Source organism: Methanothrix harundinacea 6Ac (assembly GCF_000235565.1).
GTDB lineage: Archaea > Halobacteriota > Methanosarcinia > Methanotrichales > Methanotrichaceae > Methanocrinis > Methanocrinis harundinaceus.
In genome coordinates this window covers 440,028-461,624 of the sequence record NC_017527.1, presented here as the reverse complement: position 1 = coordinate 461,624, position 21,597 = coordinate 440,028, and the positions used below count along the sequence as shown (strand labels likewise).

General features: G+C 60.6%; 20 protein-coding genes and 1 tRNA gene. 14 read left to right on the top strand and 7 right to left on the bottom strand.

The features are described from left to right. Positions 1–278: 278 nt before the first annotated feature. The 5 genes from metG (at position 279) to MHAR_RS02270 (ending at position 6,969) form a co-directional block, all read left to right on the top strand. Positions 279–2,303, top strand: a complete 2,025-nt coding sequence (gene metG, locus MHAR_RS02290) for a methionine--tRNA ligase (protein ID WP_014586014.1) — start codon at positions 279–281, stop codon at positions 2,301–2,303. Between the two features lie 118 nt (positions 2,304–2,421). Next, complete coding sequence (locus MHAR_RS02285) at positions 2,422–4,152, top strand: ATP-binding cassette domain-containing protein (RefSeq protein WP_014586013.1); 1,731 nt, start codon at positions 2,422–2,424, stop codon at positions 4,150–4,152. Positions 4,153–4,164: 12 nt separating this feature from the next. Further along, positions 4,165–5,280, top strand: a complete 1,116-nt coding sequence (locus MHAR_RS02280) for an OB-fold nucleic acid binding domain-containing protein (protein WP_014586012.1) — start codon at positions 4,165–4,167, stop codon at positions 5,278–5,280. Between the two features lie 31 nt (positions 5,281–5,311). Next, positions 5,312–6,292 (top strand): DNA repair and recombination protein RadA, encoded by a 981-nt coding sequence (gene radA, locus MHAR_RS02275; RefSeq protein WP_014586011.1) that lies wholly within the window; start codon positions 5,312–5,314, stop codon positions 6,290–6,292. Next, positions 6,289–6,969, top strand: a complete 681-nt coding sequence (locus MHAR_RS02270; protein WP_048144272.1) for a phosphoglycolate phosphatase — start codon at positions 6,289–6,291, stop codon at positions 6,967–6,969. The genes radA and MHAR_RS02270 overlap by 4 nt, the downstream gene beginning before the upstream one ends. 86 nt (positions 6,970–7,055) lie before the next feature. On the opposite strand, the gene MHAR_RS02265 is transcribed toward MHAR_RS02270, so the two are convergent. Beyond that, complete coding sequence (locus tag MHAR_RS02265; protein WP_014586009.1) at positions 7,056–7,724, bottom strand: YkgJ family cysteine cluster protein; 669 nt, start codon at positions 7,722–7,724, stop codon at positions 7,056–7,058. Positions 7,725–7,897: 173 nt separating this feature from the next. Here MHAR_RS02265 and MHAR_RS02260 point away from each other — a divergent pair, with 173 nt between their 5' ends. After that, complete coding sequence (locus tag MHAR_RS02260; RefSeq protein WP_014586008.1) at positions 7,898–8,881, top strand: diaminopimelate dehydrogenase; 984 nt, start codon at positions 7,898–7,900, stop codon at positions 8,879–8,881. A gap of 46 nt (positions 8,882–8,927) precedes the next feature. On the opposite strand, the gene MHAR_RS02255 is transcribed toward MHAR_RS02260, so the two are convergent. Together MHAR_RS02255 and MHAR_RS02250 are read right to left on the bottom strand one after the other, a co-directional pair. Then, positions 8,928–9,806: a hypothetical protein gene (locus tag MHAR_RS02255; protein ID WP_048144271.1), complete on the bottom strand. Its 879-nt coding sequence runs from the start codon at positions 9,804–9,806 to the stop codon at positions 8,928–8,930. Positions 9,807–10,043: 237 nt separating this feature from the next. Continuing rightward, positions 10,044–11,267 (bottom strand): L-lactate MFS transporter, encoded by a 1,224-nt coding sequence (locus MHAR_RS02250; protein ID WP_228369596.1) that lies wholly within the window; start codon positions 11,265–11,267, stop codon positions 10,044–10,046. A gap of 447 nt (positions 11,268–11,714) precedes the next feature. Between MHAR_RS02250 and MHAR_RS02245 the strand changes: the two genes are divergently transcribed. Further along, complete coding sequence (locus tag MHAR_RS02245; RefSeq protein WP_014586005.1) at positions 11,715–12,290, top strand: gamma carbonic anhydrase family protein; 576 nt, start codon at positions 11,715–11,717, stop codon at positions 12,288–12,290. A gap of 57 nt (positions 12,291–12,347) precedes the next feature. Here the strand turns inward: MHAR_RS02245 and MHAR_RS02240 are convergent, their stop codons facing one another. Together MHAR_RS02240 and MHAR_RS02235 are read right to left on the bottom strand one after the other, a co-directional pair. Beyond that, positions 12,348–13,208 (bottom strand): hypothetical protein, encoded by an 861-nt coding sequence (locus MHAR_RS02240; RefSeq protein ID WP_048144270.1) that lies wholly within the window; start codon positions 13,206–13,208, stop codon positions 12,348–12,350. Positions 13,209–13,602: 394 nt separating this feature from the next. Then, positions 13,603–14,127 carry an acetate uptake transporter gene (locus tag MHAR_RS02235; protein WP_014586003.1) on the bottom strand — a complete coding sequence of 175 codons (525 nt, stop codon included), beginning with the start codon at positions 14,125–14,127 and terminating at the stop codon, positions 13,603–13,605. A gap of 408 nt (positions 14,128–14,535) precedes the next feature. Here MHAR_RS02235 and MHAR_RS02230 point away from each other — a divergent pair, with 408 nt between their 5' ends. From MHAR_RS02230 to MHAR_RS02220, 3 genes are all read left to right on the top strand, one after another. Then, positions 14,536–14,889 (top strand): nascent polypeptide-associated complex protein, encoded by a 354-nt coding sequence (locus MHAR_RS02230; protein ID WP_014586002.1) that lies wholly within the window; start codon positions 14,536–14,538, stop codon positions 14,887–14,889. 72 nt (positions 14,890–14,961) lie between these two features. Then, the gene (locus tag MHAR_RS02225; RefSeq protein ID WP_014586001.1) at positions 14,962–15,240 is read left to right on the top strand and encodes a hypothetical protein; all 279 of its coding nucleotides are present in this window, start codon (positions 14,962–14,964) and stop codon (positions 15,238–15,240) included. A 3-nt stretch (positions 15,241–15,243) separates the two neighbouring features. Further along, complete coding sequence (locus MHAR_RS02220) at positions 15,244–16,056, top strand: sugar phosphate isomerase/epimerase family protein (protein WP_014586000.1); 813 nt, start codon at positions 15,244–15,246, stop codon at positions 16,054–16,056. Positions 16,057–16,134: 78 nt separating this feature from the next. Here MHAR_RS02220 and MHAR_RS02215 read toward each other — a convergent pair whose 3' ends face one another. After that, entirely contained in the window at positions 16,135–16,626 is a 492-nt protein-coding gene (locus MHAR_RS02215; RefSeq protein WP_143763236.1) for a hypothetical protein, read from the bottom strand. A 114-nt stretch (positions 16,627–16,740) separates the two neighbouring features. Then, on the bottom strand, positions 16,741–17,670 hold the full coding sequence (locus tag MHAR_RS02210; RefSeq protein ID WP_014585998.1) for a glycerophosphodiester phosphodiesterase family protein: 930 nt from the start codon (positions 17,668–17,670) through the stop codon (positions 16,741–16,743). A 129-nt stretch (positions 17,671–17,799) separates the two neighbouring features. On the opposite strand from MHAR_RS02210, the gene pscS reads away from it, so the two are divergent. From pscS to MHAR_RS02190, 4 genes are all read left to right on the top strand, one after another. Further along, positions 17,800–18,948 (top strand): O-phospho-L-seryl-tRNA:Cys-tRNA synthase, encoded by a 1,149-nt coding sequence (pscS, locus tag MHAR_RS02205; RefSeq protein WP_014585997.1) that lies wholly within the window; start codon positions 17,800–17,802, stop codon positions 18,946–18,948. Between the two features lie 35 nt (positions 18,949–18,983). Next, positions 18,984–19,058 (top strand) — tRNA-Gly (locus MHAR_RS02200). Positions 19,059–19,553: 495 nt separating this feature from the next. Beyond that, positions 19,554–20,339 (top strand): helix-turn-helix transcriptional regulator, encoded by a 786-nt coding sequence (locus MHAR_RS02195; protein ID WP_048144267.1) that lies wholly within the window; start codon positions 19,554–19,556, stop codon positions 20,337–20,339. 319 nt (positions 20,340–20,658) lie between these two features. Continuing rightward, the gene (locus MHAR_RS02190) at positions 20,659–21,576 is read left to right on the top strand and encodes a UbiA family prenyltransferase (RefSeq protein ID WP_048144266.1); all 918 of its coding nucleotides are present in this window, start codon (positions 20,659–20,661) and stop codon (positions 21,574–21,576) included. Positions 21,577–21,597 lie beyond the last annotated feature (21 nt).

Below are 21,597 nucleotides of genomic sequence, written 5' to 3'. Positions count from 1 at the left end.
TTTTTCCTTGATTTCGCCGTATAAGTAGCTTCCGACGATCCCGATGCTGATAGAAGCTCTGAAGTTCTCATCGTACCGAAAAGAAAGCGGATATCGGGGGTCAGGCCGCCGCCCCGGATGCCGCCGGCGGCAGGGAATAAAGCCCCGATCGATCCCGATATGGCGGATCTAAACTGCCTCCGCCGGCCGGGGGGGGCCGCGAGACCCCGCCAACCTCCTTTTCGATATGGGAAACGTATATCAGGAAGTTTGGGAATAGATCCGGCAGGTGTTCTGACTTGGCTCCATCCGAACCTCCCATACTCGTAACCTGCGGACTGCCCTACGCCAACGGCCCCTGCCACATCGGCCACCTCAGGACCTACGTCCCCGCCGACATATTCGTCCGGGGGCTGAAGAAGATGGGAGAGGCCCCCCACTTCATCTGCGGCTCCGACTCCCACGGGACGCCCATCGTCGTCAACGCCGAGGAGAGGGGGACGACGCCGACGGAGCTGGTGACCCGGTACCACGACCACTTCGACGAGGTCTTTCGCCGGATGGGGGTGGAGTTCGACTACTTCGGGAACACCGACGACCCCTCCAACCACCGCCGGACCCAGGCGATCGTCGAGGCCCTGATGGAGGAGGGGCACGTCTACCCCCGGGAGATCCAGCTGGCCTACTGCCCCTCCTGCGACCGATTCCTCCCCGACCGATACGTCGAGGGGATCTGCCCCTACTGCAGCTCCCCCGCCAGGGGGGACGAGTGCGACCAGGGGTGCGGCCGCCACCTGGAGCCGGGGGAGATCTCCGAGCCGGTCTGCAAGGTCTGCGGGAGCGGGGCGGAGTACCGGACCCAGAGGCATTACTTCTTCCGCCTATCCTCCTTCAGCGACTTCCTCGTCGATTACCTCCAGAGCCTCGGAGGCACGACGAACGCCAGGAACTACGCCCTGGAGTGGGTGAGGCAGGAGCTGAAGGACTGGTGCATCACCAGAAACCTCGGCTGGGGGGTGAAGTTCCCCGGCTCCGAGGATCTCGTCGTCTACGTCTGGGTGGACGCGCCGATAGGCTACATCTCCTTCACCGAGGAGTGGGCCCTCCGGACCAACGGCGACTGGGAGCGGTACTGGAGAAAACCCTCCCGGATCGTCCACTTCATCGGAGGCGACATCGTCTACCACCACTGCATCTTCTGGCCGGCGATGCTGAAGGGGGCGGGCTACACCCTCCCCTCCGCCGTCGTCGCCAGCGGCATGCTGAAGATCGACAACAAGACCTTCTCCAAGAGCAGGGGGTACGTCGTCTGGGTGATCGACGACTACCTGGAGCAGGGGCTCCACCCCGACCTCCTCAGGTACTACCTCGCCTCCTACACCTCCCACACCAAGGAGCTGAACTTCTCCTGGAAGATCTTCGCCGAGAAGGTGAACGGAGAGCTGGTGGGGGCCCTCGGGAACTTCGTCAACCGGGCCGTCACCTTCACCACCAAGAACTTCGACCGGGCCGTCCCCGCCGGGGAGCTGGACCCGGAGGTGATGGCGAAGATCGAGGGGACGGTATCTCTGGTGAGGTCTGCCCTCGAGGAGTACGAGTTCAAGAAGCTCGCCGATGGGGCGATGGCCCTGGCGGACTTCGGGAACGTCTACTTCCAGGGGAGCGAGCCCTGGAAGCTCGCCAAATCCGACCGGGACCGGTGCGGGGCGGTCCTGAGGAACTGCCTCCAGATCGCCAAGGCCCTGGCGATCCTCCTCCAGCCGGTGATGCCGGGGAAGATGGAGGTCGCCTGGAGGCAGCTCGGCCTCGACGGCACCGCCGCTGACGCCCGATTCGACGACGCCCACCTCCCGATCGAGGCGGGAATGAGGCTCGGCGCCCCCGAGCACATCTTCAACAGGATCGACGACTCCCTCGTCTCGAAGCTCGACGAGATCTTCATGGAGAGGATAGCGGCGATAGACGCCAAAAAAGGGAAGAAGCAGGGAGAAGAGAAGATGGGGACCGTGAAGTTCGAAGATTTCAAGAGCCTCGACCTCAGGGTTGGGGAGGTGAAAGCGGCCGAGGGGATCAAAGGATCGGAGAAGCTCCTCCGCCTCCTGGTCGATATAGGCTCCGAGGAGAGGCAGATCGTGGCGGGGATCGCCAAGACCCACCGCCCCGAGGACCTTTTGGGGAGGAGGGTCGTGGTCCTCGCCAACCTCGAGCCAGCGAAGCTCTTCGGCGTCGAGTCCCGGGGGATGCTCCTAGCCGCCGACGCCGACGGCGAGGCCGTCCTCCTCGCCCCCGATAAGGCGACCCCTCCGGGGACAAAGATCCGATGACCCCGCCGGATCAGCGGGCGGCCCGGAGCCTCCGGAAACGGAGGCATGGGGCCGGTCGGATCAGAATGGAAGATCGATTATACATTTGAAAGAATGAAATATTGAGGAGGTCCTTATATTGCTCCAGGTTGAGAACCTATCCAAAGTCTACCAGCTGAAAGACCGCCAGGTTGAGGCCCTGAAGGGGGTGAGCTTCACCGCCGAAGAGGGGGAGATCCTGGGGATCGTGGGAAAGAGCGGAGGAGGCAAGAGCACCCTCTTGAAGATCCTCCGCGGCATCGAGACCTTCGACTCCGGGAAGATCGAGATCGACGGCCTCGAGATCGTCCCCAACTCGGGGCCTGATCTGGTCCACCGCCAGAGGCAGGTCACCGCCATCCATCTTCAGAGGGACTTCGGCCTCTGGACCGAGCCCGCCATCAAGAACGTCGCACGCCGGGTCTACTCCCGCATAACCGGCTACGAGACGATCCCGACGGAGTACGACCTCGAATACGAGGCGGTGATGGAAGAGGCGATGGATTACCTGAAGCTCGTCGGCCTCGATAAGAAGGCGAAGCACCTCGCCACGATCCTCAGCGGCGGCGAGAAGCAGAGGCTTCTGATCGCAAGGCAGCTCGCCAAAAAGCCGAAGCTCCTCCTCCTGGACGAGCCTGCCACCATGGCCTGCCCGGCGACGAAGCAGGAGGTCCTCGACGCCATCAAGAACGTGAACCGGGAGCTGGGGATCACCACCATCGTCGTATCCCACCTCCCCGAGGTCCACAGATACCTGGCCGATAGAATGATCTGGCTGGATAAGGGGGAGATCCTGGACGAGGGGGAGCCGGAGGAGGTGCTGAGAAGGTTCTTATCCCTCCTCGGCGACGCCGAGCCCCTAGTCCCCCGCCCCCAGGCCCTGCCCGCCATCAGGATTGTGGGCCTTCACAAGAGGAACTACCTCGTCGGGACCGGCGAGGTTCTCAGGATCGAGGACCTGAACCTGGAGATCAGAGAGGGGGAGATCACCTCCCTCATCGGGTCGAGCGGCGGAGGGAAGACGACCCTCCTCAAGATCATCCAGGGGATCGCCCGCCCGGACGAGGGCTCCGTCTTCTACAGGCTCGGAGATGGCTGGGTGGACATGGTGGAGTACTCCCGGGAGAGGATGGGGGTCCGGAGGAACATTGGGATAATGTACCAGGAGTTCGCCCTCTTCCCGAGGGAGACGGTCCTGGAGCAGATCGCCTACAAGCTCGGGGTGAAGGGGCAGGACGTCATCGACTACGCCCGGAAGGTGGCGGAGGAGATGGGGATCAGCGACAAGATCCTGGACGTCATCTACACCCTCACCGACATGACGGAGGAAGAGGCTAAGACGGTTCTGGACAAGCTGGGTCTGACGAGGGAGATCTTCGAGGAGCTCTTCCCGCGGTTTCCGGAGACGGAGGCGAGGAGGTACGCGGAGCCGGTCTTCAAGGTCCTGGACCTCGACCCCTCTATCCTGGAGAAGTATCCCCATCAGCTCAGCGGCGGCGAGAAGGTGAGGGTCTCCATCGCCCTCCTGATGGCCTCGAAGCCCGGGATCCTCATCCTCGACGAGCCCTTCGGGGACATCGATCCCATCACCCTCCGGGGGGTGGCCAACGCCATCAAGAGGATCAACGCCGAGTTCAACACCACCATCCTCCTCGTCAGCCATCACGTCGACTTCGTCCGGGAGATATCCCACCGGGCGATCCTCTTCGAGAATGGAGCCGTCCTCGCCGACGGCGACCCGGAGGAGGTCTGCGACCTCTTCGTCTCCCGTTGCGACGCCTCCTACCTGAGGGTCAATCCCGAGACGAAGGCTCCGGCGGAGAAGGCCTGAAGGGGGAGCGGCATGGACCAGGAGATCGGGGAGGTCTACGAGCAGATCAAGGATATGATCTCCCCCGAGGAGTTCGAGGAGAGGGTCGGAGAGAAGGTCGAGCTGATGGGGGAGCTCTGCGACCGGAGGACGGCAGCGATGCTCGTAGCCCGGGAGTTCGGCGAGGTGGAGCTGAAGATCGACCGGATCAGGCCCGAGACGGGGAAGGTCACCTTCGTCGGAAAGGTCGTCGCCATCTCTGAGGTCCACGAGTTCCCCCGGAGCGGCGGGGGCGTGGGGAGGGTCGCCAACGTCACCCTCGCCGACGAGACCGGGAGCGTCAGGATCGTCCTCTGGGACGAGCTGGCGGAGCCCGTATCCACCGGGGAGCTCCACCTCGACCAGACCCTGCGGGTCCGGGGCTTCACCCGGGAGGGGTACTTCGGGACCGAGGTGACGGTGGACCGGGGCGGCCTCGAGGAGGTGGAGGCGGAGATCACCACCCGGACGGAGCCCCTCAAGATCTCCGAGGTGAGGGCGGATATGGGGGACATCCACATCCTCGCCAGGGTCCTCGACCCGGGGACGGTCCGGGAGTTCTCCCGGCGGGACGGCTCCGTGGGCCTCGTCAGGTCCGTCATCCTCGGCGACAGCTCCGGGAAGATAAGGCTCACCCTCTGGAACGAGAAGGCGGAGATCGACCTCGCCGAGGGCGACGCCCTGGAGGTGACGAACGCCCTCTCCCGAGAGAGGTACGGATCGGTGGAGGTCCAGGCCGGAGGGTACTCGGTCGTGAAAAAGAGCGATGTTCCCGTCGAGTACCAGGAGAAGATGACCCAGGTCTCGGACCTCGCCGCCGGATCGATCTGCAGCATCTCCGGCTTCGTATCCGGCCTCGGGGAGGTCCGGGAGTTCGAGCGGGACGACGGGACCGTCGGAAGGGTGGCGAACATCTACGTCTCCGACGGAACGGGCCGGGTGAGGGTCGCCCTCTGGAACGACCAGGTCCGGCTGATCGAGGACCTCGACCTCGGCTCCAGGATAGATATCGTCGACTGCATGGCTCGGGCGGGGTGGAACGGCGATGTGGAGCTGAGCTGTGGGTGGAGCACCAGGGTTACTTTCGCCCCGCCCGAGGAGAGGGGTTAAGGCCTGAGGGTGGATGGAGGATTGGTGAAATATGGCTGAAGTATTACTCGAGGATCTCTCCGGGGTCGGTCCGGCCACGGCGGAGAAGCTGAGGGAGGCGGGGTTTGCCAGCGTCGAGGCCCTGGCCGTCGCCTCGCCGGCGCAGCTGGCGGCCTGTGCCGACGTGGGGGAGTCGACGGCGGCGAAGATCATAGCCTCGGCGAGGGCGGCCGCCGACATCGGGGGCTTTGAGACCGGCGATATGGTGATGGAGAGGAGGAAGCTCGTCGGCAAGGTGACGACGGGGAGCGAGACCTTCGACGCCCTGATGGGAGGGGGTTTTGAGACCCAGGCGATCGTGGAGGTGTACGGCGAGTTCGGCTCCGGGAAGACCCAGGTGGCCCATCAGGTGGCGGTGAACGTCCAGCTCCCGGCGGAGGAGGGCGGCCTCAACGGCTCCGTCATAATCATCGATACCGAGAACACCTTCAGGCCCGAGAGGATCGCCCAGATGGTGGAGGGGCTCCCCCCCTCCGGGGAGCCGGAGAAGCCCCGGGAGCCGGAGGAATTTTTGAGGAACATCCACGTCGCTCGGGCCTACAACTCCAACCATCAGATCCTCCTCGCCGAGAGCGCCCTCGACCTCGCAGAGAAGATGAAGAAGTCGGGGAAGCCGGCGAGGCTCCTCATCGTCGACTCCCTCACCGCCCACTTCCGGGCCGAGTACGTCGGCCGGGGGACCCTGGCCGACCGGCAGCAGAAGCTGAACAAGCACCTCCACACCCTGATGCGCTTTGCAGACCTCAACAACGCCGTCGTCCTGGTGACAAACCAGGTGATGGCCAAGCCCGACGCCTTCTTCGGCGACCCGACGAAGCCGGTGGGTGGCCACATCGTCGGCCACACCGCCACCTTCCGGATCTACCTCCGGAAGTCCAAGGGGGAGAAGAGGATCGCAAGGCTCATCGACTCTCCGAACCTCCCCGACGGCGAGGCGGTCTTCGCAGTCACCTCTGCGGGGCTGATGGATTGATCCGGGCCTTGGCCCTCGACATCGACGGCACCATCACCGACGATCAAAGGCTTCTGCACCCCAGGGCGGTGGAGGCGGTCGGAAGGCTCAACTCCCGCACCACGGTCATCCTCGTCTCGGGGAACGTCCACTGCTTCACCAGGGCTGCGGCCGTCCTCCTGGGGACGAGCAGGACCTTCATCGCCGAGAACGGCGGCGTCATATCCTGGGGCGAGGGAGAGATGGAACTCCTCTCCGACCCCGCCATCTGCCAGGAGGCTTACCGTCGCCTAAAAGAGGTCTACCCGCTGGCCAAGAAGGACTCAAGGTACAGGATCACCGACCTCGTCGTCGAATCGAACTTCGAGATCCAGGAGGCCGAATCCCGCCTCCGAGGATGGGGGCTGGAAGCCGATCTCGTCGACAGCGGCTTCGCCGTCCACATAAAGGACAGGAAGGTGGACAAGGGGCGCGCCCTCGCGAAGGTGATGGACCGGCTCGGCCTCTCCCAGGAGGAGGTGGCGGCCGTTGGCGACAGCATAAGCGACCTTCCCATGTTCAGGGTGGCGGGGTTTCGGGCGGCCGTAGCAAACGGAGTCCCGGAGCTGAAGGCGAAGGCAGACTACGTCTCAGGGGAGGAGTTCGGGCCGGGGTTCTGCGAGATCGTGGATTATATGGTGGCAGAAGAGATGATCTGAAGGGCGGATGTCGCCCATCGGCTCCTTCTTCCAGCCGGGGATTCATCCGCCCCATCGATCTCGGCGGGTTCGGACCCCTCTTGACCTCAACCCTCAACCTCCCCATCCTCCGACGCCCCTTCCTCCTCCAGCCCCTTCAGGATCCGGGCCCAGTTAGTCTCGCAGACGATCCACCATCCCAGGGTCTCTTTGACGAAGCTCCTCGCCGCGGGGCAGAAGGCGTCGACGGCCAAATGGTACGGCACCTCCCTGAGGGGAGGGTGGAGGGGGTATCGAGTGCAGGTCTTAGGCCGGGCTGGATAGATGGTGCAACCTTCTTCGGGGTCGTAGAAGGGGCAGGGCTGCCGGAGGGCCCAGGCCTTCAGCTGCCTGTCATACCTGCAGAGGGCCTCAAGCCGCTTCATCGGCCAGCCGAGGTGGCGGCAGATCCGCTCCATGTCCTCCCGATCGAGGTAGAGCCCCGCCCCCGGGGTCTTGCAGCAGAGGCCGCACCCGGTGCATCGGAACCTCTCCCAGAAGAGGTCGGCCCCCCCCCGGGTCCCCGCCGGATCCCTCCGGTCTTTGGCGGGGAGGGGTATGGCGATGTCGAAGGGCTCGGTCTCCCCCCGGTCGATGGTCCTCTCCTGCTCTTCCCGTTTCAGAACCGACCAGTGGGGCCTCATCTCCAGGAGCTTCAGGTGGAGCCCCGCTCGCTTCATCTCGACGCAGCCCTCGGCGCAGGATCCGTGGCAGAGCCTCTTCGCCTCGGCCAGCATCTCCCGGGGCGAGAGGCTTCGGGGGGTCTTTTTGGGGATGATGATCGCCGCCTCCCTCGAATGGGACCGTCGCTTCGGTCCAGGTTTGGCGACGAGGAGTAAAAGGCTTTATCCTCGACGGCAGAACTTCGGCGGGGCCGAGGAGCCCGCCCGGGGACCTGGGGAGGGCGGCTATGGAGAAGTTGAGGATAGGGATCGTGGGATACGGGAACGTCGGGAGGGCCGTCGAGCTCTCCCTGAGGCAGAACCCCGACATGATGGCAGCGGTGGTGCTGACCAGAAGAGACCCCCGGGGGATCAGGACCCTGACCCCGGGGCTTATGGCGTCGTCGATCGAGGAGGCCGAGAGGTACGCCAGCGAGGTGGACGTGGCGGTCCTCTGCGGCGGCTCGGCCACCGACCTTCCGGTCCAGGGCCCCGCCATGGCGTCGATCTTCAACACCGTCGACAGCTACGACAACCACCCCCGGATCCCCGAGTACTTCGCCGCCGTCGACTCGGCCGCCCGCCGGGGGAGGAGGACGGCGATCGTCTCGACGGGGTGGGACCCGGGGCTCTTCTCCCTGATCCGCCTCCTGGAGGAGGCGGTTCTGCCGGAGGGGACCGACTACACCTTCTGGGGCCCGGGCGTCAGCCAGGGCCACTCCGACGCCGTCCGGAGGGTCGAGGGGGTGAGAGACGCAAGGCAGTACACCATCCCCATCGAAGACACCGTCGCCAGGGTGAGGTCGGGGGAGGCCCCGAGCCTCTCGACGAGGGAGAGGCACCTCCGGAGGTGCTACGTCGTCGCCGAGGAGGGGGCGGACCCGGGGGAGATCAGAGAGAAGATCCGGAGCATGCCCAACTACTTCGCCGATTACGATACCAAGGTCTCCTTCATCTCCCAGGAGGAGATGGAGAGGTCCCACAACCGGATGCCCCACGGCGGGTTCGTCATGAGGGCGGGGAAGACCGCCGACGGCACGGGGCACGTCCTCGAGTTCAGGCTGAAGCTCGATAGCAACCCTGCCTTTACGGCATCCGTCCTCCTCGCTTACGCCCGGGCGGCGTACAGGCTCCACCAGGAGGGGGCGATCGGCGCCAGAACCGTCTTCGACGTCCCTCCTGCACACCTCTCGCCGAAGACCCCCGAGGAGATCCGCCGGTCGATGCTCTGACCTCTCGGGATTCAAGGGGGGGACCTCGGACCCGAGGGGCGGATGGTCACCCCTTCCAGACGATCTTATCCCCCTTGAACTTGATCACCCCTTCCTTCTTGAGGGTCCTGGCCATCTCCTCGGCCACCGCCGTCCCGTCGACCGTCATGACAAAACCCTCCATATCCTCTTCGAAGACGAGGAGCTCCCTGAACTCGTCCAGGTCGATCTTATTCGAGTCTCCCGGCGGCGCGAGAACCCTCTCGACGATCATGCCTATGGAGCAGATCTTATAGTACTCCTCGGCGAACTCCTCGGCGAACTCGTCGGCGACGTTCTTGGCCAGGGGGGTCGTCATCTCGTCGAGGCGGACCTCGACCGTCTTCTCGAGACGGACGGCGAGGATCGACTTCGTCAGCTCGTCTTCGGGGTCGCAGTCGTCGGGATCGACCGGGATCCTGAGGAGCGGATCGTCCCCTAGCTCCCCTCCTGCCCCGCCATGAACATCGATCTCATTCAGCTCGAGGGCTGCGTCCAGAAACTGGAGCGCCTCCGCCGCACCCAGAAGATTTGTTAAAATAGCTGATGCCTCTTCGATGCCCGAGGGGGTTGATTCTCGACTCTTTTTTGCAATCTTCGAAACGTCTTCAAAGATATCCTCCATCCTCCCATTCCAGGATGGGTTCAACAGCGAAAGGTACCGATCGACGAGCTCCTCATCCTCCACCTCCTCGGATAGAACCGTTTTCAGCGCCTCAATGTACCGATCGTAAACCTCGAAGTCACCGATCCGCTCCCTCAGCTGGCTCTCCCTCCCCTCCAGGTAGATGGCGCTCTCCATGGATGCGGATATCGATGGCTTCAGGTCGACCTTTACGCCAGCCTCTTTCAGGGAGTCCGCTATCTCCGCCGCCTCGGACTCCTCATACTCTCCGAGCTTGAACATGAGGAGAGGAGATGGCTGATGAGGATATAATATATTTGGCGAACCCAAAAGAGAGGATCTCTGGCCCCGCCGGGGCGTGAAGAGAGGATTTTCCGATAGAAGAACCCTCAGATCAAGGCCGAGATCGAAAAAAGGATTTGATTGGTGGGCCGGGGGAAGGGCGGTGCCTTCCGCCCTCCCAGGGGACCCGGCCAATGGCTCCTCACCATCGCCTCAGTTCCCTTGAATGCCGCCTCCTCACTTCGCCTCAGGGGGCTTCAACATTACGAAAGCGACGACGATGCCCAGGACCGCCAGGGCTGCCACGATCAGGAAGAAGGGCTGGAAGGCCCCCAGGAGGTCCTTCGCCTGGGCGGAGACGATCCCCCCGATGATGGCGCCCGCACCGTAGGCGGTGAAGACGAGGCCGTAGTTCTTGGCGTTGTCCTTCATCCCGAAGAAGCTCGCCGTGGCCGTCGGCGCTATGGCGAGCCACCCGCCGAGGCAACCCCAAAGGATGGCGAAGCTGGCGACGTATGCGTAGAACGAGGAGTAGTTGGTGTATATCAGAAGGCATGCCGCCAGGATGAGGACATAGGATAGGATCGCCGCATTCCTGGGGGTCAGCTTGTCCGTCAGACTTCCGAAGATCGGCCTCCCCGCCCCATTGAAGATGGCGAAGGGCAAGATCAGGAGGAAGGTCCACTTAGTCGCCTCCTCCGCCGTCATCCCGGCGTTGGCAAAGACCTCCAGGCCCACGGGGCCCGCGATCCCTATCGCCGTGAGGCCTGCCAGGGCACCGATGGTGTAGCAGAGCCAAAGCCCGTAGAAGGTCTTCGTCTTGGACATCTCGTTCCTCATGAAGTCGACCTTCCGAGTGACGGTGGTGGATGGCGGTGCGGTCCAGCCTCCGGGCTTACAGCCAGAGGGGGGGCATTTGAGGAAGACGGATAGGATCACGGTTATGATGATGAAAGCCACCCCAAAGGTCCGCATGATGTTCATTATGTCCCAGCCGCTCCCCAGCATGAACCTGCTGGCGTAAGTGATGATGGCCGACGAGAAGCCGAAGCCCAACACCGTCAATCCTACGGCGAGGCCTCGCTTGTCGGGGAACCACTGGGCAGAGGTGTAGATCGGCGCGCCATAGGCGATTCCTACACCGACGCCACCGATGACGCCGTAAAGGGGTATCAGCATCGTCGGGGAGGAGGCGAAGGAGGCCGCCAGCCAGCCGACGCCGCAGAGCACCCCTCCCGCCATGCAGACCTTGGTGGGGCCCACCTTCTGGATGTAAGGGCCCGCCAGGGGCATAGTTAAGGCAAACATCGCCAGGAAGACGATGAAAGGCCAGGTCATGGCCATGGCCGTCGGATCCTGCCCTAAGGCCTTGAAGTGGTTCAAAAGCGGGGTTCTCAGGACGCCGTAAGCGTAAATGGCACCCAGACATAGCTGGATGATCAGGCCCACTATTACTATCATCCACCGCCCACCCGGCGGCTCGTAGGTTTCAATATTTTCTGCCATAATCAGACACCCTCCATGGATAACTGCCTATGCTCGCTCAAAGCTCGCACTCTGCCGAAAGACCTTTCCCAAAATGGCGTCTCCCTCCAAGAGAACGTCATGCCAAAGATTTGTTGGGCTGAATTATTAGGGTATCGTATCTATTTAAAATTAGCGCCAATTATCTCGAAAATACGTTATCCACATAAGAAATTCGCCTTTTATAACCCTTCAGGAGCCCCAAGGGACCGATCAGGAGATGCGTTCTAAGTTGAGATATTCATAAAAATATTTTGATTATAGAGAATTTATATTATTTACTTCCCCGCCTTCCTCCCCATCGGGTCGGTCGTTGGAGAAGGCCACCATCGATGATGATAATGGCTTTTATCTTAGAAGGCTGTTTAGGGGATGGTGAGTTGGATGATCAAAGCCAATCCAAAGACCAGCTGGAACGATCTCGAATCGATGCCCACCATCGCCAAGACCGCTTACGTCGACCCGGCGGCCACCGTCATCGGTGACGTCAGGATCGGAGAGCGGGTCTACGTCGCGCCGGGCGCCTCCGTCCGGGCCGATGAGGCGACGCCGATCATCATCGGGGACGACTGCAACGTCCAAGACGGCGCCGTCTTCCACGGCCTCGAGGGGACGAGCATAAGGCTGGGGAAGAGGGTCTCCATAGCCCACGGCGCCGTGATCCACGGCCCCCTGGAGATAGGGGACGAAAGCTTCGTCGGCTTCAATGCCGTCGTCCACGCCTCCACCCTGGGAAAGAGGTGCTTCGTCGGCCATCTCGCCCTGGTGGTGGGGGTCAGGCTCCGGGATGGGAGCTTCGTACCGCCGGGCGCCGTCGTCGACGCCCAGGAGAAGGCCGACGGCCTCGGCCCGGTCCCCGAGGGGCTCCGGGGCTTCAACGACGAGGTGGTGGGGGTGAACACCGAGTTTGCTCAGGTCTACAACATGATGGATAAGAGCTGCAAGACCCATCCGATCTGAAGGTCCCAGATATGAGGGGGCGGTGCAGCTCCCGCCCCCGGCAATCTTTTTCCGTCCTCAATCCGAGCCCATCACCGGATTTATCATCTGGTGGAGGACCTCGGCCATCTCCGCCCGGAGGTTCACCATCCCTTCTTCGCCGCCGTCGTACTCCAGGAGGTTTGCCCGGATCAGCTTCTCCGGGAACTGGGGGCAGGCGCCGCGCCGGCAGAGGACGAGAGACTCCTTTCCGACGGCGTGGGCGATCCCAAGCTCGTACATCACCAGGGGGTCGGAGCCGGTCAGGTCCACCACCACCATCCGGGCCCTGCATATGTCCCTCCAGATCGCCTTCAGCTTCTCGTCGTCGTCGCCGAACTCCAGGGCCCTCCGGGGGATGAGCCCCGCCCGCTCCAGGGCCGGCTTAACCGCCTCGTCGAAGAGATCGTCGCCCTCGTCGGTGAGGGGGAGGAGGACCGAGGCGGTCCGATCGTCGACGATGTAGGAGGCGTGGCCGAAGAGGGGCCGGATCTGCATCAGGCTCATCAGGTTTATCGCCCTCAGGACCTCCGCCTCGACGTGAGCGAGGGCGATCACCCGGAGGATGTCCCTCCTATCCCTCTCGCCCTGATCGAGGACGACCGCCGGGAAGACTATCATCAACGGATCCTCGTACCCGAACTCCCACCGAGCGCTGCTGATCGCCTTCTGCTCAGAGATCCGCTTGTCGGGGTGGTACGTGTACATGGTGGAGAGGGCGCCCGCATGGTTCTGGGCCAGGATGTAGAGGGTGGCCGCGTCCAGGACAGCCACGATGCTGCTGGGGTTCTGGCTCCTGACGACCCCCCTCTGAATCTTCTTCTCCTCCGCCAGGCCATCCACGATCCCCATGAACTGATCCAGGAGGCTGTCAACCTTCTCGATCAGGTCCGTAGGCATATCTCCGCCTTTGATCCTATCTCCAGAATGCATCATCACCTATACACCAGGGATGATAAGGGACGGCAGAATATAAGGCCCTTTGGTAGCCAGGGGTGGGACCGATCAGAGGATCCCCTCAGGGCTCTTTCTGAAGCTCCGGCGTCCCCGGGGCTCGCCTCCACCGATTTCGGATCCCGCGCCAGAGAAGGGCTAAGTGGGGGAGGGGAAGCCATTCGGGCCGGGATATCCCCAGGAAGAGCTCCCCTGCCAACGCCACCCTGTCGTCGCGAAATTCGCCTCCTCTAGCGGGCAGGGCCCACCCAGGAGCAGCCCCGAAGCCGTCGACGCCAAAAAAGGGATGAAGGAGATGAGGTGGACGTGCAGGTTCCATGCCGTCCGATTCATCTCGGGTTCATTTCCGCTTAACCGGCCCCAGGGGCAGGACGGTTCTGCCGTAGACCTCGTTCAGCACCTGGGCGCAGGCGGCGTATATGGCAGTGAAGCCGCAGAAGATACCCTCGTACCCGGTGATGGTGGCTATGGTGGCGCTGCCGGTGTAGTCCCTGATGGCCAGGAGCCAGAAGAGGATCGTCAGGGTGAAGAAGACGACCTGGAGGGCCCTGTTCAGCTTCAGGGTGCCTATGAACATGTAGAAGGTGAAGAGCCCCCACATGAAGAAGTAGGCTATCAGTCCAGGATCCGAAGTCTTAGTCCCCGCTGCCCAGGTGGTGTTGGGCAAGAGGATCAGAGCTACGAGGGTGAGCCAGAAGAGCCCATAAGAGGTGAACGCCGTCGTCCCGAAGGTGTTCCCCTTCTTCCACTCCATGATTCCGGCGATGATCTGGGCGACCCCGCCGTAGAAAATCCCCATGGCCAGGATCATAGACCCGAGCTCAAACCAGCCCGCATTGTGCATGTTCAGGAGCACCGTCGTCATGCCGAAGCCCATCAGACCAAGAGGCGCTGGGTTCGATGTTCCGTCTCTTATGTCCACGGGACCGACGTGGGTTATGTCCCGGGGCCTTCCTCCACCCGTATCTGATGCTATATCCTATCCCTCCAATAAAGCCGAAAGCCGAAAGATTCGACGGGAAGCCCTGAAACCGCATCGGATATATCCTTTTCCATATTTAATGGAGATCTTTACAATTAAACATTATAATTGCGGGATGAAATCAGATTTTTTCACAGCTATAAAACAATTTTTCCATCTTTTTTTGTTCAATGGCCTCCAACCGGTCCTTTCACCCCTCGGAGAAAGCCCCCGGATCGGCCCCACATCTCCCGGCGGGGGGACGGAAGGCCACAGATAGATTTACTACGGATGCCCCTCCAAGGTTAGACCATGTTCCCAGGGATCGGTGGCAAGGGGGTAAGCCCCAAGAAGATGAAGCAGATGATGAAGCAGATGGGGATCAGCATCGAGGAGATCGAGGGGGTCGAAGAGGTGATCTTCAGGACGGCGGACCGGGAGATCTTCTTTCAGGACGCCTCAGTGACGGTGATGGACGCCCAGGGGAACAGGTCTTACCAGGTCGTCGGCACCGCCCAGGAGAGGGGCCGGGATATATCGATCCCCGACTCCGACGTCGACCTGGTGGTGGCCCAGACAGGCTCCACCCCCCAGGAGGCGAAGGCAGCCCTGAAGGATGCGGGTGGAGACCTGGCAGAGGCGATATTGAAGCTCAGTTCGGGGTGAAGGCTTAGGCTTGTATCCGATCCCCCTCTCCAGGATGGCGATCGACGGAAGGACGGCTGAGGAGGAAGACGTGTGGATCAGGCCAGGATTGAATTGGAGCTGAACCTGGTGCTGCTGAAGACGGCGGAGATCCGGGCGGCGGTGATGGAGGGGGTCGAGGCCCTCCGGGAGGAGGGGAGGCTCCCCGGGGAGCTGGAGGGGATCGTCGAGAAGGTCACGAGGGAAGTGGACGGCTGGACCGACCAGTGTACCGCTCCGGCTGAGACCCCCCCGGTCCTCCTCCGGAGGATGCAGGTCCAGATGGAGCGGCTCGCGAGGATCGAGCGGCTGATAGAGGAACTGAGGCGGTGAAGGATGGCGAGGGTATCCGCCTCCTCCATGTTCCTCTGGGACCTCGACCCCCGGAGGATGGCCGAGGTGATCGCCGAGGCGGGGGTCGGTGAGATGGAGTTCTGGGCCGAGACCCCCTGGTACTGGGAGGGAGGGAGGCGGCCGGAGGGGGCGGAGCTGATCCGAGAGGTGCTGGGAAGGAGGATAACGACCCTCCACGCCCCCGTCATGGACCTCAACCCCTCATCCTACAACGACCTCGTCTGCCTGGCGACGATGGAGGAGGGCATATCCGCCATCCGCCTGGCGGGGCTTCTGGGGGCGAGGGTGGTGGTCGTCCATCCTGGGAAGAGGACGGCGAAGCGCCCCGCGAGGGAGGAGGAGCGAGAGAAGCTCCGCCGCTATCTGGAGGTCTGCCTCGACCGGGCGGTGGAGGAGGGGGTTCTCCTGGCTCTGGAGAACCTGGAGCCCGCCCCCTGGAACCTCTGCTCCGAGCCCGATGAGATGGGCCGATTCTTGGACGAGCACCCCCGCCTGGGGATGACCCTGGACATCTCCCACGCGACCCCCCCTCCATCCCGGGCCTTGGCCTTCGTCGAGGCCCTGGGGGATCGGATCCTGGACGTCCACGTCAGCGCGACCATCGACGGAGTCCGACACCTTCCTGTGAGCTCTGGATCCGTCGACCCGATCCTGAAGGCCCTCCGGGACTCTGGATACAGTGGACCCCTCACCCTGGAGCTGGACGACAAGAAATTTCCCGCGACCCTGTCGACGAAGGACAAGGTCGGGGTCCTAAGAAGAGAGCGGCTACACTTGGAGTCGATATGGGACTGAAACTTGCGAGCGATTAGTCAGCCTCGCGATCCATACCCTCTAAATAGCAAATTTTAAAGGGGGGTTACCCCAGGAAGTTTAATCGAAGTCCCCCATCATCTGGCCCCTCTTGTAGGGACTATCCGGCGTTTCTGATGAGGGCTCGTCGCTCATCAGCTGGCCCCTCTTGTAGATAGAGACGGGCTCGTCCATCGGCTCATCCATCAGGAAGGCGTATATGCTGCTCGTCCAGGAAGGCTGGATGTCGATCTTGCTCTGGTTTACGGGCTGGTCGAGGAAGGCCTGCTGGCTGGCCGTAGTCGTCATGTTGGTGTCGATCTGGCTCTCGTTGACAGGCAGGTCGAGGAAAGCGCCCTGGGTAGCCGTGGTCGAAAGGTTGGTATCGACTATGGATTGGTTCGCGGTTCCGTTGGCGGTGTCGTTTACGGTGGCATTCGGCGTTTCGTTCAGGAAGTCGGTGAGGGCCGCAGGGGCCTCCACCGGCGAACTGAGGGTTAGATCCTGCCCAATAGCAGACCAGACCTGCAGGAGGGCAAGAGCTGCGATCAGCAATGCTAGATTCGTTCTCATAATCCGGCCCTTATACACCGGTCGTGCATAAATCTTTCCGTCGCTGGACCCAGACCCTCCGACTTACGGCTGATGGGGGCCCCTTCCTTCCGGCAGGGTCCCATGATATCTATTTCAGTCGCCACCAGCTCTATCGACCCTCTTCAGCTCTTCGGTCGTGGCGGCGGGGTGGTCTGAAAGGTATCGGGCCACGGAAGGCCTGTGGACCAGGGTGCAGTCGACGCAGCTCCAGAGCCTCTTTCCCCGCCTCGACCTGATGAACCTTCCCAGCTCGGGGTCTTTGCACGGGTAGAGGGGGCAGAAGCAGAAGGTGCAGTCCTGCCCCTCGAAATGGTGGCAGGGATAATACTGGCACTCGCCGGCTCTGACGTTCGTGACCGGGTCGTCGGCCGCCTCCCGGACCCCACAGGGATCGTCGGTGACGATCCCGGCGGCCCCAAGCCGGTTCAGCCAGCGGACCTCGTCCGGGTCGTTTATCGTCCAGGGGTATACCTCGACCCCCGCCCTCCGGGCCGCGATGAAGAGGTTGGGGTTTGTCAACTGGGGAAAGATCGAGTCGGCCTTCGCCGATAGGGCGAGGTCTACGGGGTCTATGGGGAGGGAAGATATGATGATCCCGGTCTTGAGCCCCCCGAGCTCCTTCACCTCCCGGACCGATCCGTGGAAGAAGGAGGTGACGATCGCCCTCCTCCCCTCCAGCTCCCGGACGACGAGATCCTCCAGCCCCTCCTCCTTCATCTCGACGACGATCCCGAGGTCCAGATCCTCGGCGAGGCGGACAGCCTCCGCGAGGGTCGGAACTCTCTCCCCCTGGCCGGCGTCGAGGGCTCTGATCTCCTCCAGGGCCATCTCCTCCACCTTCCCCGAGCCGTCGGTGGTCCTGTCGACGGAGGCGTCGTGGATCACCACCAGAAAGCCGTCCTTCGTGAGGCGGACGTCCACCTCCACGAGATCGGCGCCACACCCTCCGGCCGCGCGGATGGAGGCGAGGGTGTTCTCGGGGGCGATGGACCTCGCGCCCCGGTGGCCGATGACTCTTGACATCTAAGGGAGGTCCTCGGGGAAGATATATCACCCTTTCTTTGGTGGTGCCTCGGATCTGCCCTCGTCGACGGTTCGAAGATCCGGCTCAGGGGAAGGGTTATACCGCAGGATCTACCAACCCCATAAGGAATGCTGGACAATCTCGATCATTTCAAATGCCTGAAGAGGGGGACGGCTGGGGCGATAAACATCGACCCCCTCCAGCGAGGGGGGATCCTCACCCCCGAGGCGAGAGAGGCAATCCTGGAGTGGGCCGACGGCTACTCCGTCTGCGACTATTGTACCGGGTCCCTGGAGGAGATCCAAACCCCCCCGATAAAGGAGTTCGTCCGCGAGGCCCTTCCTCAGTTCCTCGAGGTCGACGAGGTGAGGATAAGCCACGGGGCGAGGGAGGGGATCTTCGCGGCGATGCACGCCCTCTGCCAGGGGGGGGAGACGGTGATCGCCGACGGCAACGCCCACTACACCACCCTCCTCGCCGCGGAGCTGGCGGGGCTGAAGGTGGAGCTCGTCCCCGCCAGCGAGGGGCCGGGGTACCGGGTCGACCCCGGGGGCTACCAGGAGGCGATCTCGCGGGCGAGGGGCCGCGGGGAGAGGGTCGCGATGGCGGTCCTCACCTACCCCGACGGAAACTACGGAAACCTGGTGGACCCCAAGGCGGTCTCCGAGATCTGCACCGACGCTGGCCTCCCTCTGGCGGTGAACGGCGCCTACTCCGTGGGGAGGATGCCGGTCTCCGCGAAGAGCCTGGGCGCCGACGTCATCGTCGGGAGCGGCCACAAGTCGATGGCCTCCTCCGGACCGATTGGGATCATCGGCGCCACCGAGGAGCTCGCGACGAGGATATTCCGGAGGTCGAAGCTCGTCCCCAAGAAGGAGCTCGAGATGCTCGGCTGCACCCTCCGCGGCGCAGGGATTCTCACGATGATGGCGAGCTTCCCTGCCGTCGTCGAGAGGACGAGGAGGTGGGACGAGGAGGTGGAGAAGGCCCGCTGGTTTGCCGGCGAGATGGAGAGGCTGGGCATGGACCTCCAGGGGGACCAGCCCCACGGCCACGACCTCATGTTCTTCAAGAGCGAGATCCTCTACGAGATCTCCAAGACGGCGAAGAAGGGGCGGTACTTCCTATATCGGGAGCTGAAGAAGAGGAATATCTTCGGCATAAAGCCCGGCCTCACCCGACAGTTCAAGCTGAGCTCCTACCAATTATCCCGGGAGGAGCTGGAGACGGTCCTCTCAGCCTTCGAGGAGATCGTCTCAAACCACCCCAAAGCATAACCTTTATGAGAGATGGCCCCATTAAGGGGGAACGAGCGGCTGTGGTCCAGGGGTTAGGACATGAGCTTCCCAAGCTTGTAGCCCGGGTTCGATTCCCGGCAGCCGCACCAACCTTTTTCTCCGGGGGGCGATGCTTGAGAAATTGATACATCGCTAGCTAGAGGCCCCTAGCCATCGACCTCGAGTAGGACGGCATCGGTCCTCCGGCCATCCGGCTTCATGGGAATGGTGAAAATTTTTATCTTATCGAGCCCCGTCGGCGCCGATCAATTGACAGCGATTATTTGGGATCCCGGGGGATCACCCCGATGCGATCGGATGTTTTCTGCGAGATTATTCCGATATCTCCAAAGCTCACCACTGAGGTCCCCGGAGATGACAGTATAAATTTAACCGCCGAAAGATCGATAGATATTTGTACTATCAGACGTTCTCATCTCTGAATGCCATGATCTCCAGATTGACGCCCATTTTTCTGGGAGGATGAGGAGAGGAGATCGGCGCGAAGAGGCATTTGCCGTAAGGGCGCCATTATGCGATGAATACAGTGCAATCCCCGAGGGGTTAGAAGGCGGAATATGGCCAGATCATCCGATAGGTACGAGATGGCGGAAGAGTCCCTGAAGTCCTTCACGCGCTCCAAGGTTAGAACAGAGATCCTTCTCCTCCTTAAAGAGGGAAACAAGAGCACCAGCGATCTGGAGGAGGAGATGGGGATCAGAAATACCACGATCCTCCACGCCATCAAGGAGATGATCAAGTCGAAGCTGGTGACCAGGGCCGAGAAGGGGTATGGACTGACGAACCTAGGAAGGATGCAGGCCTCCATGCTCTCCGAGATAATCGACTTCGTCCTGGTTATGGAAAAATATAGCGATTTCTGGGTGAATCATGACATTAGTGGAATACCCGATGAACTTCTAGTGAAGATGGGCAGGCTGTATAAGTCAGAGATCATCGAAGCCGATTCTTCAGAACTCTTAAAAACTGTGGATTATTTTATTGCCGAGCTGAAAAAATCTAATCGAATCCAGGGTGTTTCGCCGATAATTGTCCCAGGGTATGCTGAAGTGATTGCCCACTGTGTTCGCAATAATGCAGAGATAGAGCTGATTGTGACATCTGAGATATTAGAAGTAATTTTCAGAGACCATGAATATTTGATAAAAGATCTTATGAAAAAGAGTAATTTTAAACTTTATGAGATTCAGGAATACGTTACTCTTGCGTTTACAGTTACAGAAAAGATCCTAGATTTCGGGGCTTATAGATCTGATGGCACTTATGACCTAAGTTGCGATCTTATATGCATAGGAGAATCTGCGGTCAAATGGGGCAGAGAGCTATTTGACTACTATCGTAATAAATCCCGCTTAGTAGAAAATGTCTAGTTATTTTTTGATCTGGAGATATTCGGTGTTGACCTTCTGGTAAAGATCCCAGCGACGGATCTGCCCTCTCGGATCCCGACCTTCTAGATGGCGGATACTCCCCGGGCGGGGTTGCAATATAAAATTAATCTTAATCATATGAATAGATCTCCCGGGCTGGCGTACCGAACTTTCCTGAATATACCGACGAGGAATATCAATAACGGGTCAAAGGAAATTATATTATGTTATATTGTATATTTATTTAATTTTCGGTGAGCTGGATCACTTAATCATCCTGAGGGTAATGCTGAAATCCGATAGAATGGTATAGCCTAATATGGCGGCGAATGGTATGTCCTATTCCATTTTATCATTTTTTTCTACGGCCATAGAAATTATAAATAGCGTCAGGGTGCGGTCAAGTGATGTATTTACCTTCTTGACAGTAAGCTCGATCTTCGTGGGTGCTACGGGTTTCTTCCAAACATTCATGGGCTACATCCTCCTCGGAGCGACTCCGAACCCTCTGATATGCATGGCAGTGTTTTTAATTACTTTTAGCACCTATAGCCTAAACAAGCTCACAGATATGGCAGAAGATTCCATTAACGTGCCCGAAAGGATAAATTTTATTTATGGCAGAAAACAATTTATCCTTATAACTGCGTTGGGATCGTATCTGCTATCAATCCCACTGGTATTTTTCGCCGCACCCCTGGCCGTCCCGATAGTTTTCGTACCCATACTGGCAAATCTTCTGTATGGCTCAAAATTGCTTCCTGGGATTCCAAGGTTGAAGGATATACCTGTTATGAAGAACGTAATTGTTGCGATATCTTGGGCCCTGGTCTGCACGCTACTTCCTTCTGTGGAGATATCCAACGTGCCGATGGCTACGATCCTCTTGGTCCTATATTTTATGCTGGTGAAAGTTTTCATAAACACAATATTATATGACATAAGAGATGTAGAAGGCGACCGAGTTGCGGGGGTAAAGACGATCCCCAGCCTTCTTAACACTCCGAGGACCACAATGTTACTTCTAGTTATAAACAGCGCACTTACGGCCATATTGGCTTTCATAAATCAGCCCATCAGATCACTGTTAATGGCAATGATTCTATACGGATACTTTTGCATTATATATTTCAGGAAGAGGCGTAACCCCCTGATCCTGGATCTATTCGCTGACGGTGAGTGGATGTTCTTCAGTATCTTATACAACTTATTCAGATTAAAATTATTATATTTTTAATATAGGATTCTATTTCTAGCC

Bases quoted from the DNA above. Each gene is read 5' to 3' on its own strand.
- MHAR_RS02280 (WP_014586012.1), top strand. From the start codon at position 4,165: ATGGACCAGGAGATCGGGGAGGTCTACGAGCAGATCAAGGATATGATC.
- radA (WP_014586011.1), top strand. From the start codon at position 5,312: ATGGCTGAAGTATTACTCGAGGATCTCTCCGGGGTCGGTCCGGCCACG.
- MHAR_RS02265 (WP_014586009.1), bottom strand. From the start codon at position 7,724: ATGCTGGCCGAGGCGAAGAGGCTCTGCCACGGATCCTGCGCCGAGGGC.
- MHAR_RS02260 (WP_014586008.1), top strand. From the start codon at position 7,898: ATGGAGAAGTTGAGGATAGGGATCGTGGGATACGGGAACGTCGGGAGG.
- MHAR_RS02255 (WP_048144271.1), bottom strand. From the start codon at position 9,806: ATGTTCAAGCTCGGAGAGTATGAGGAGTCCGAGGCGGCGGAGATAGCG.
- MHAR_RS02250 (WP_228369596.1), bottom strand. From the start codon at position 11,267: ATGATAGTAATAGTGGGCCTGATCATCCAGCTATGTCTGGGTGCCATT.
- MHAR_RS02245 (WP_014586005.1), top strand. From the start codon at position 11,715: ATGATCAAAGCCAATCCAAAGACCAGCTGGAACGATCTCGAATCGATG.
- MHAR_RS02240 (WP_048144270.1), bottom strand. From the start codon at position 13,208: ATGCCTACGGACCTGATCGAGAAGGTTGACAGCCTCCTGGATCAGTTC.
- MHAR_RS02235 (WP_014586003.1), bottom strand. From the start codon at position 14,127: ATGACGACGGTGCTCCTGAACATGCACAATGCGGGCTGGTTTGAGCTC.
- MHAR_RS02230 (WP_014586002.1), top strand. From the start codon at position 14,536: ATGTTCCCAGGGATCGGTGGCAAGGGGGTAAGCCCCAAGAAGATGAAG.
- MHAR_RS02220 (WP_014586000.1), top strand. From the start codon at position 15,244: ATGGCGAGGGTATCCGCCTCCTCCATGTTCCTCTGGGACCTCGACCCC.
- MHAR_RS02215 (WP_143763236.1), bottom strand. From the start codon at position 16,626: ATGAGAACGAATCTAGCATTGCTGATCGCAGCTCTTGCCCTCCTGCAG.
- MHAR_RS02210 (WP_014585998.1), bottom strand. From the start codon at position 17,670: ATGTCAAGAGTCATCGGCCACCGGGGCGCGAGGTCCATCGCCCCCGAG.
- pscS (WP_014585997.1), top strand. From the start codon at position 17,800: ATGCTGGACAATCTCGATCATTTCAAATGCCTGAAGAGGGGGACGGCT.
- MHAR_RS02195 (WP_048144267.1), top strand. From the start codon at position 19,554: ATGGCGGAAGAGTCCCTGAAGTCCTTCACGCGCTCCAAGGTTAGAACA.
- MHAR_RS02190 (WP_048144266.1), top strand. From the start codon at position 20,659: ATGGCGGCGAATGGTATGTCCTATTCCATTTTATCATTTTTTTCTACG.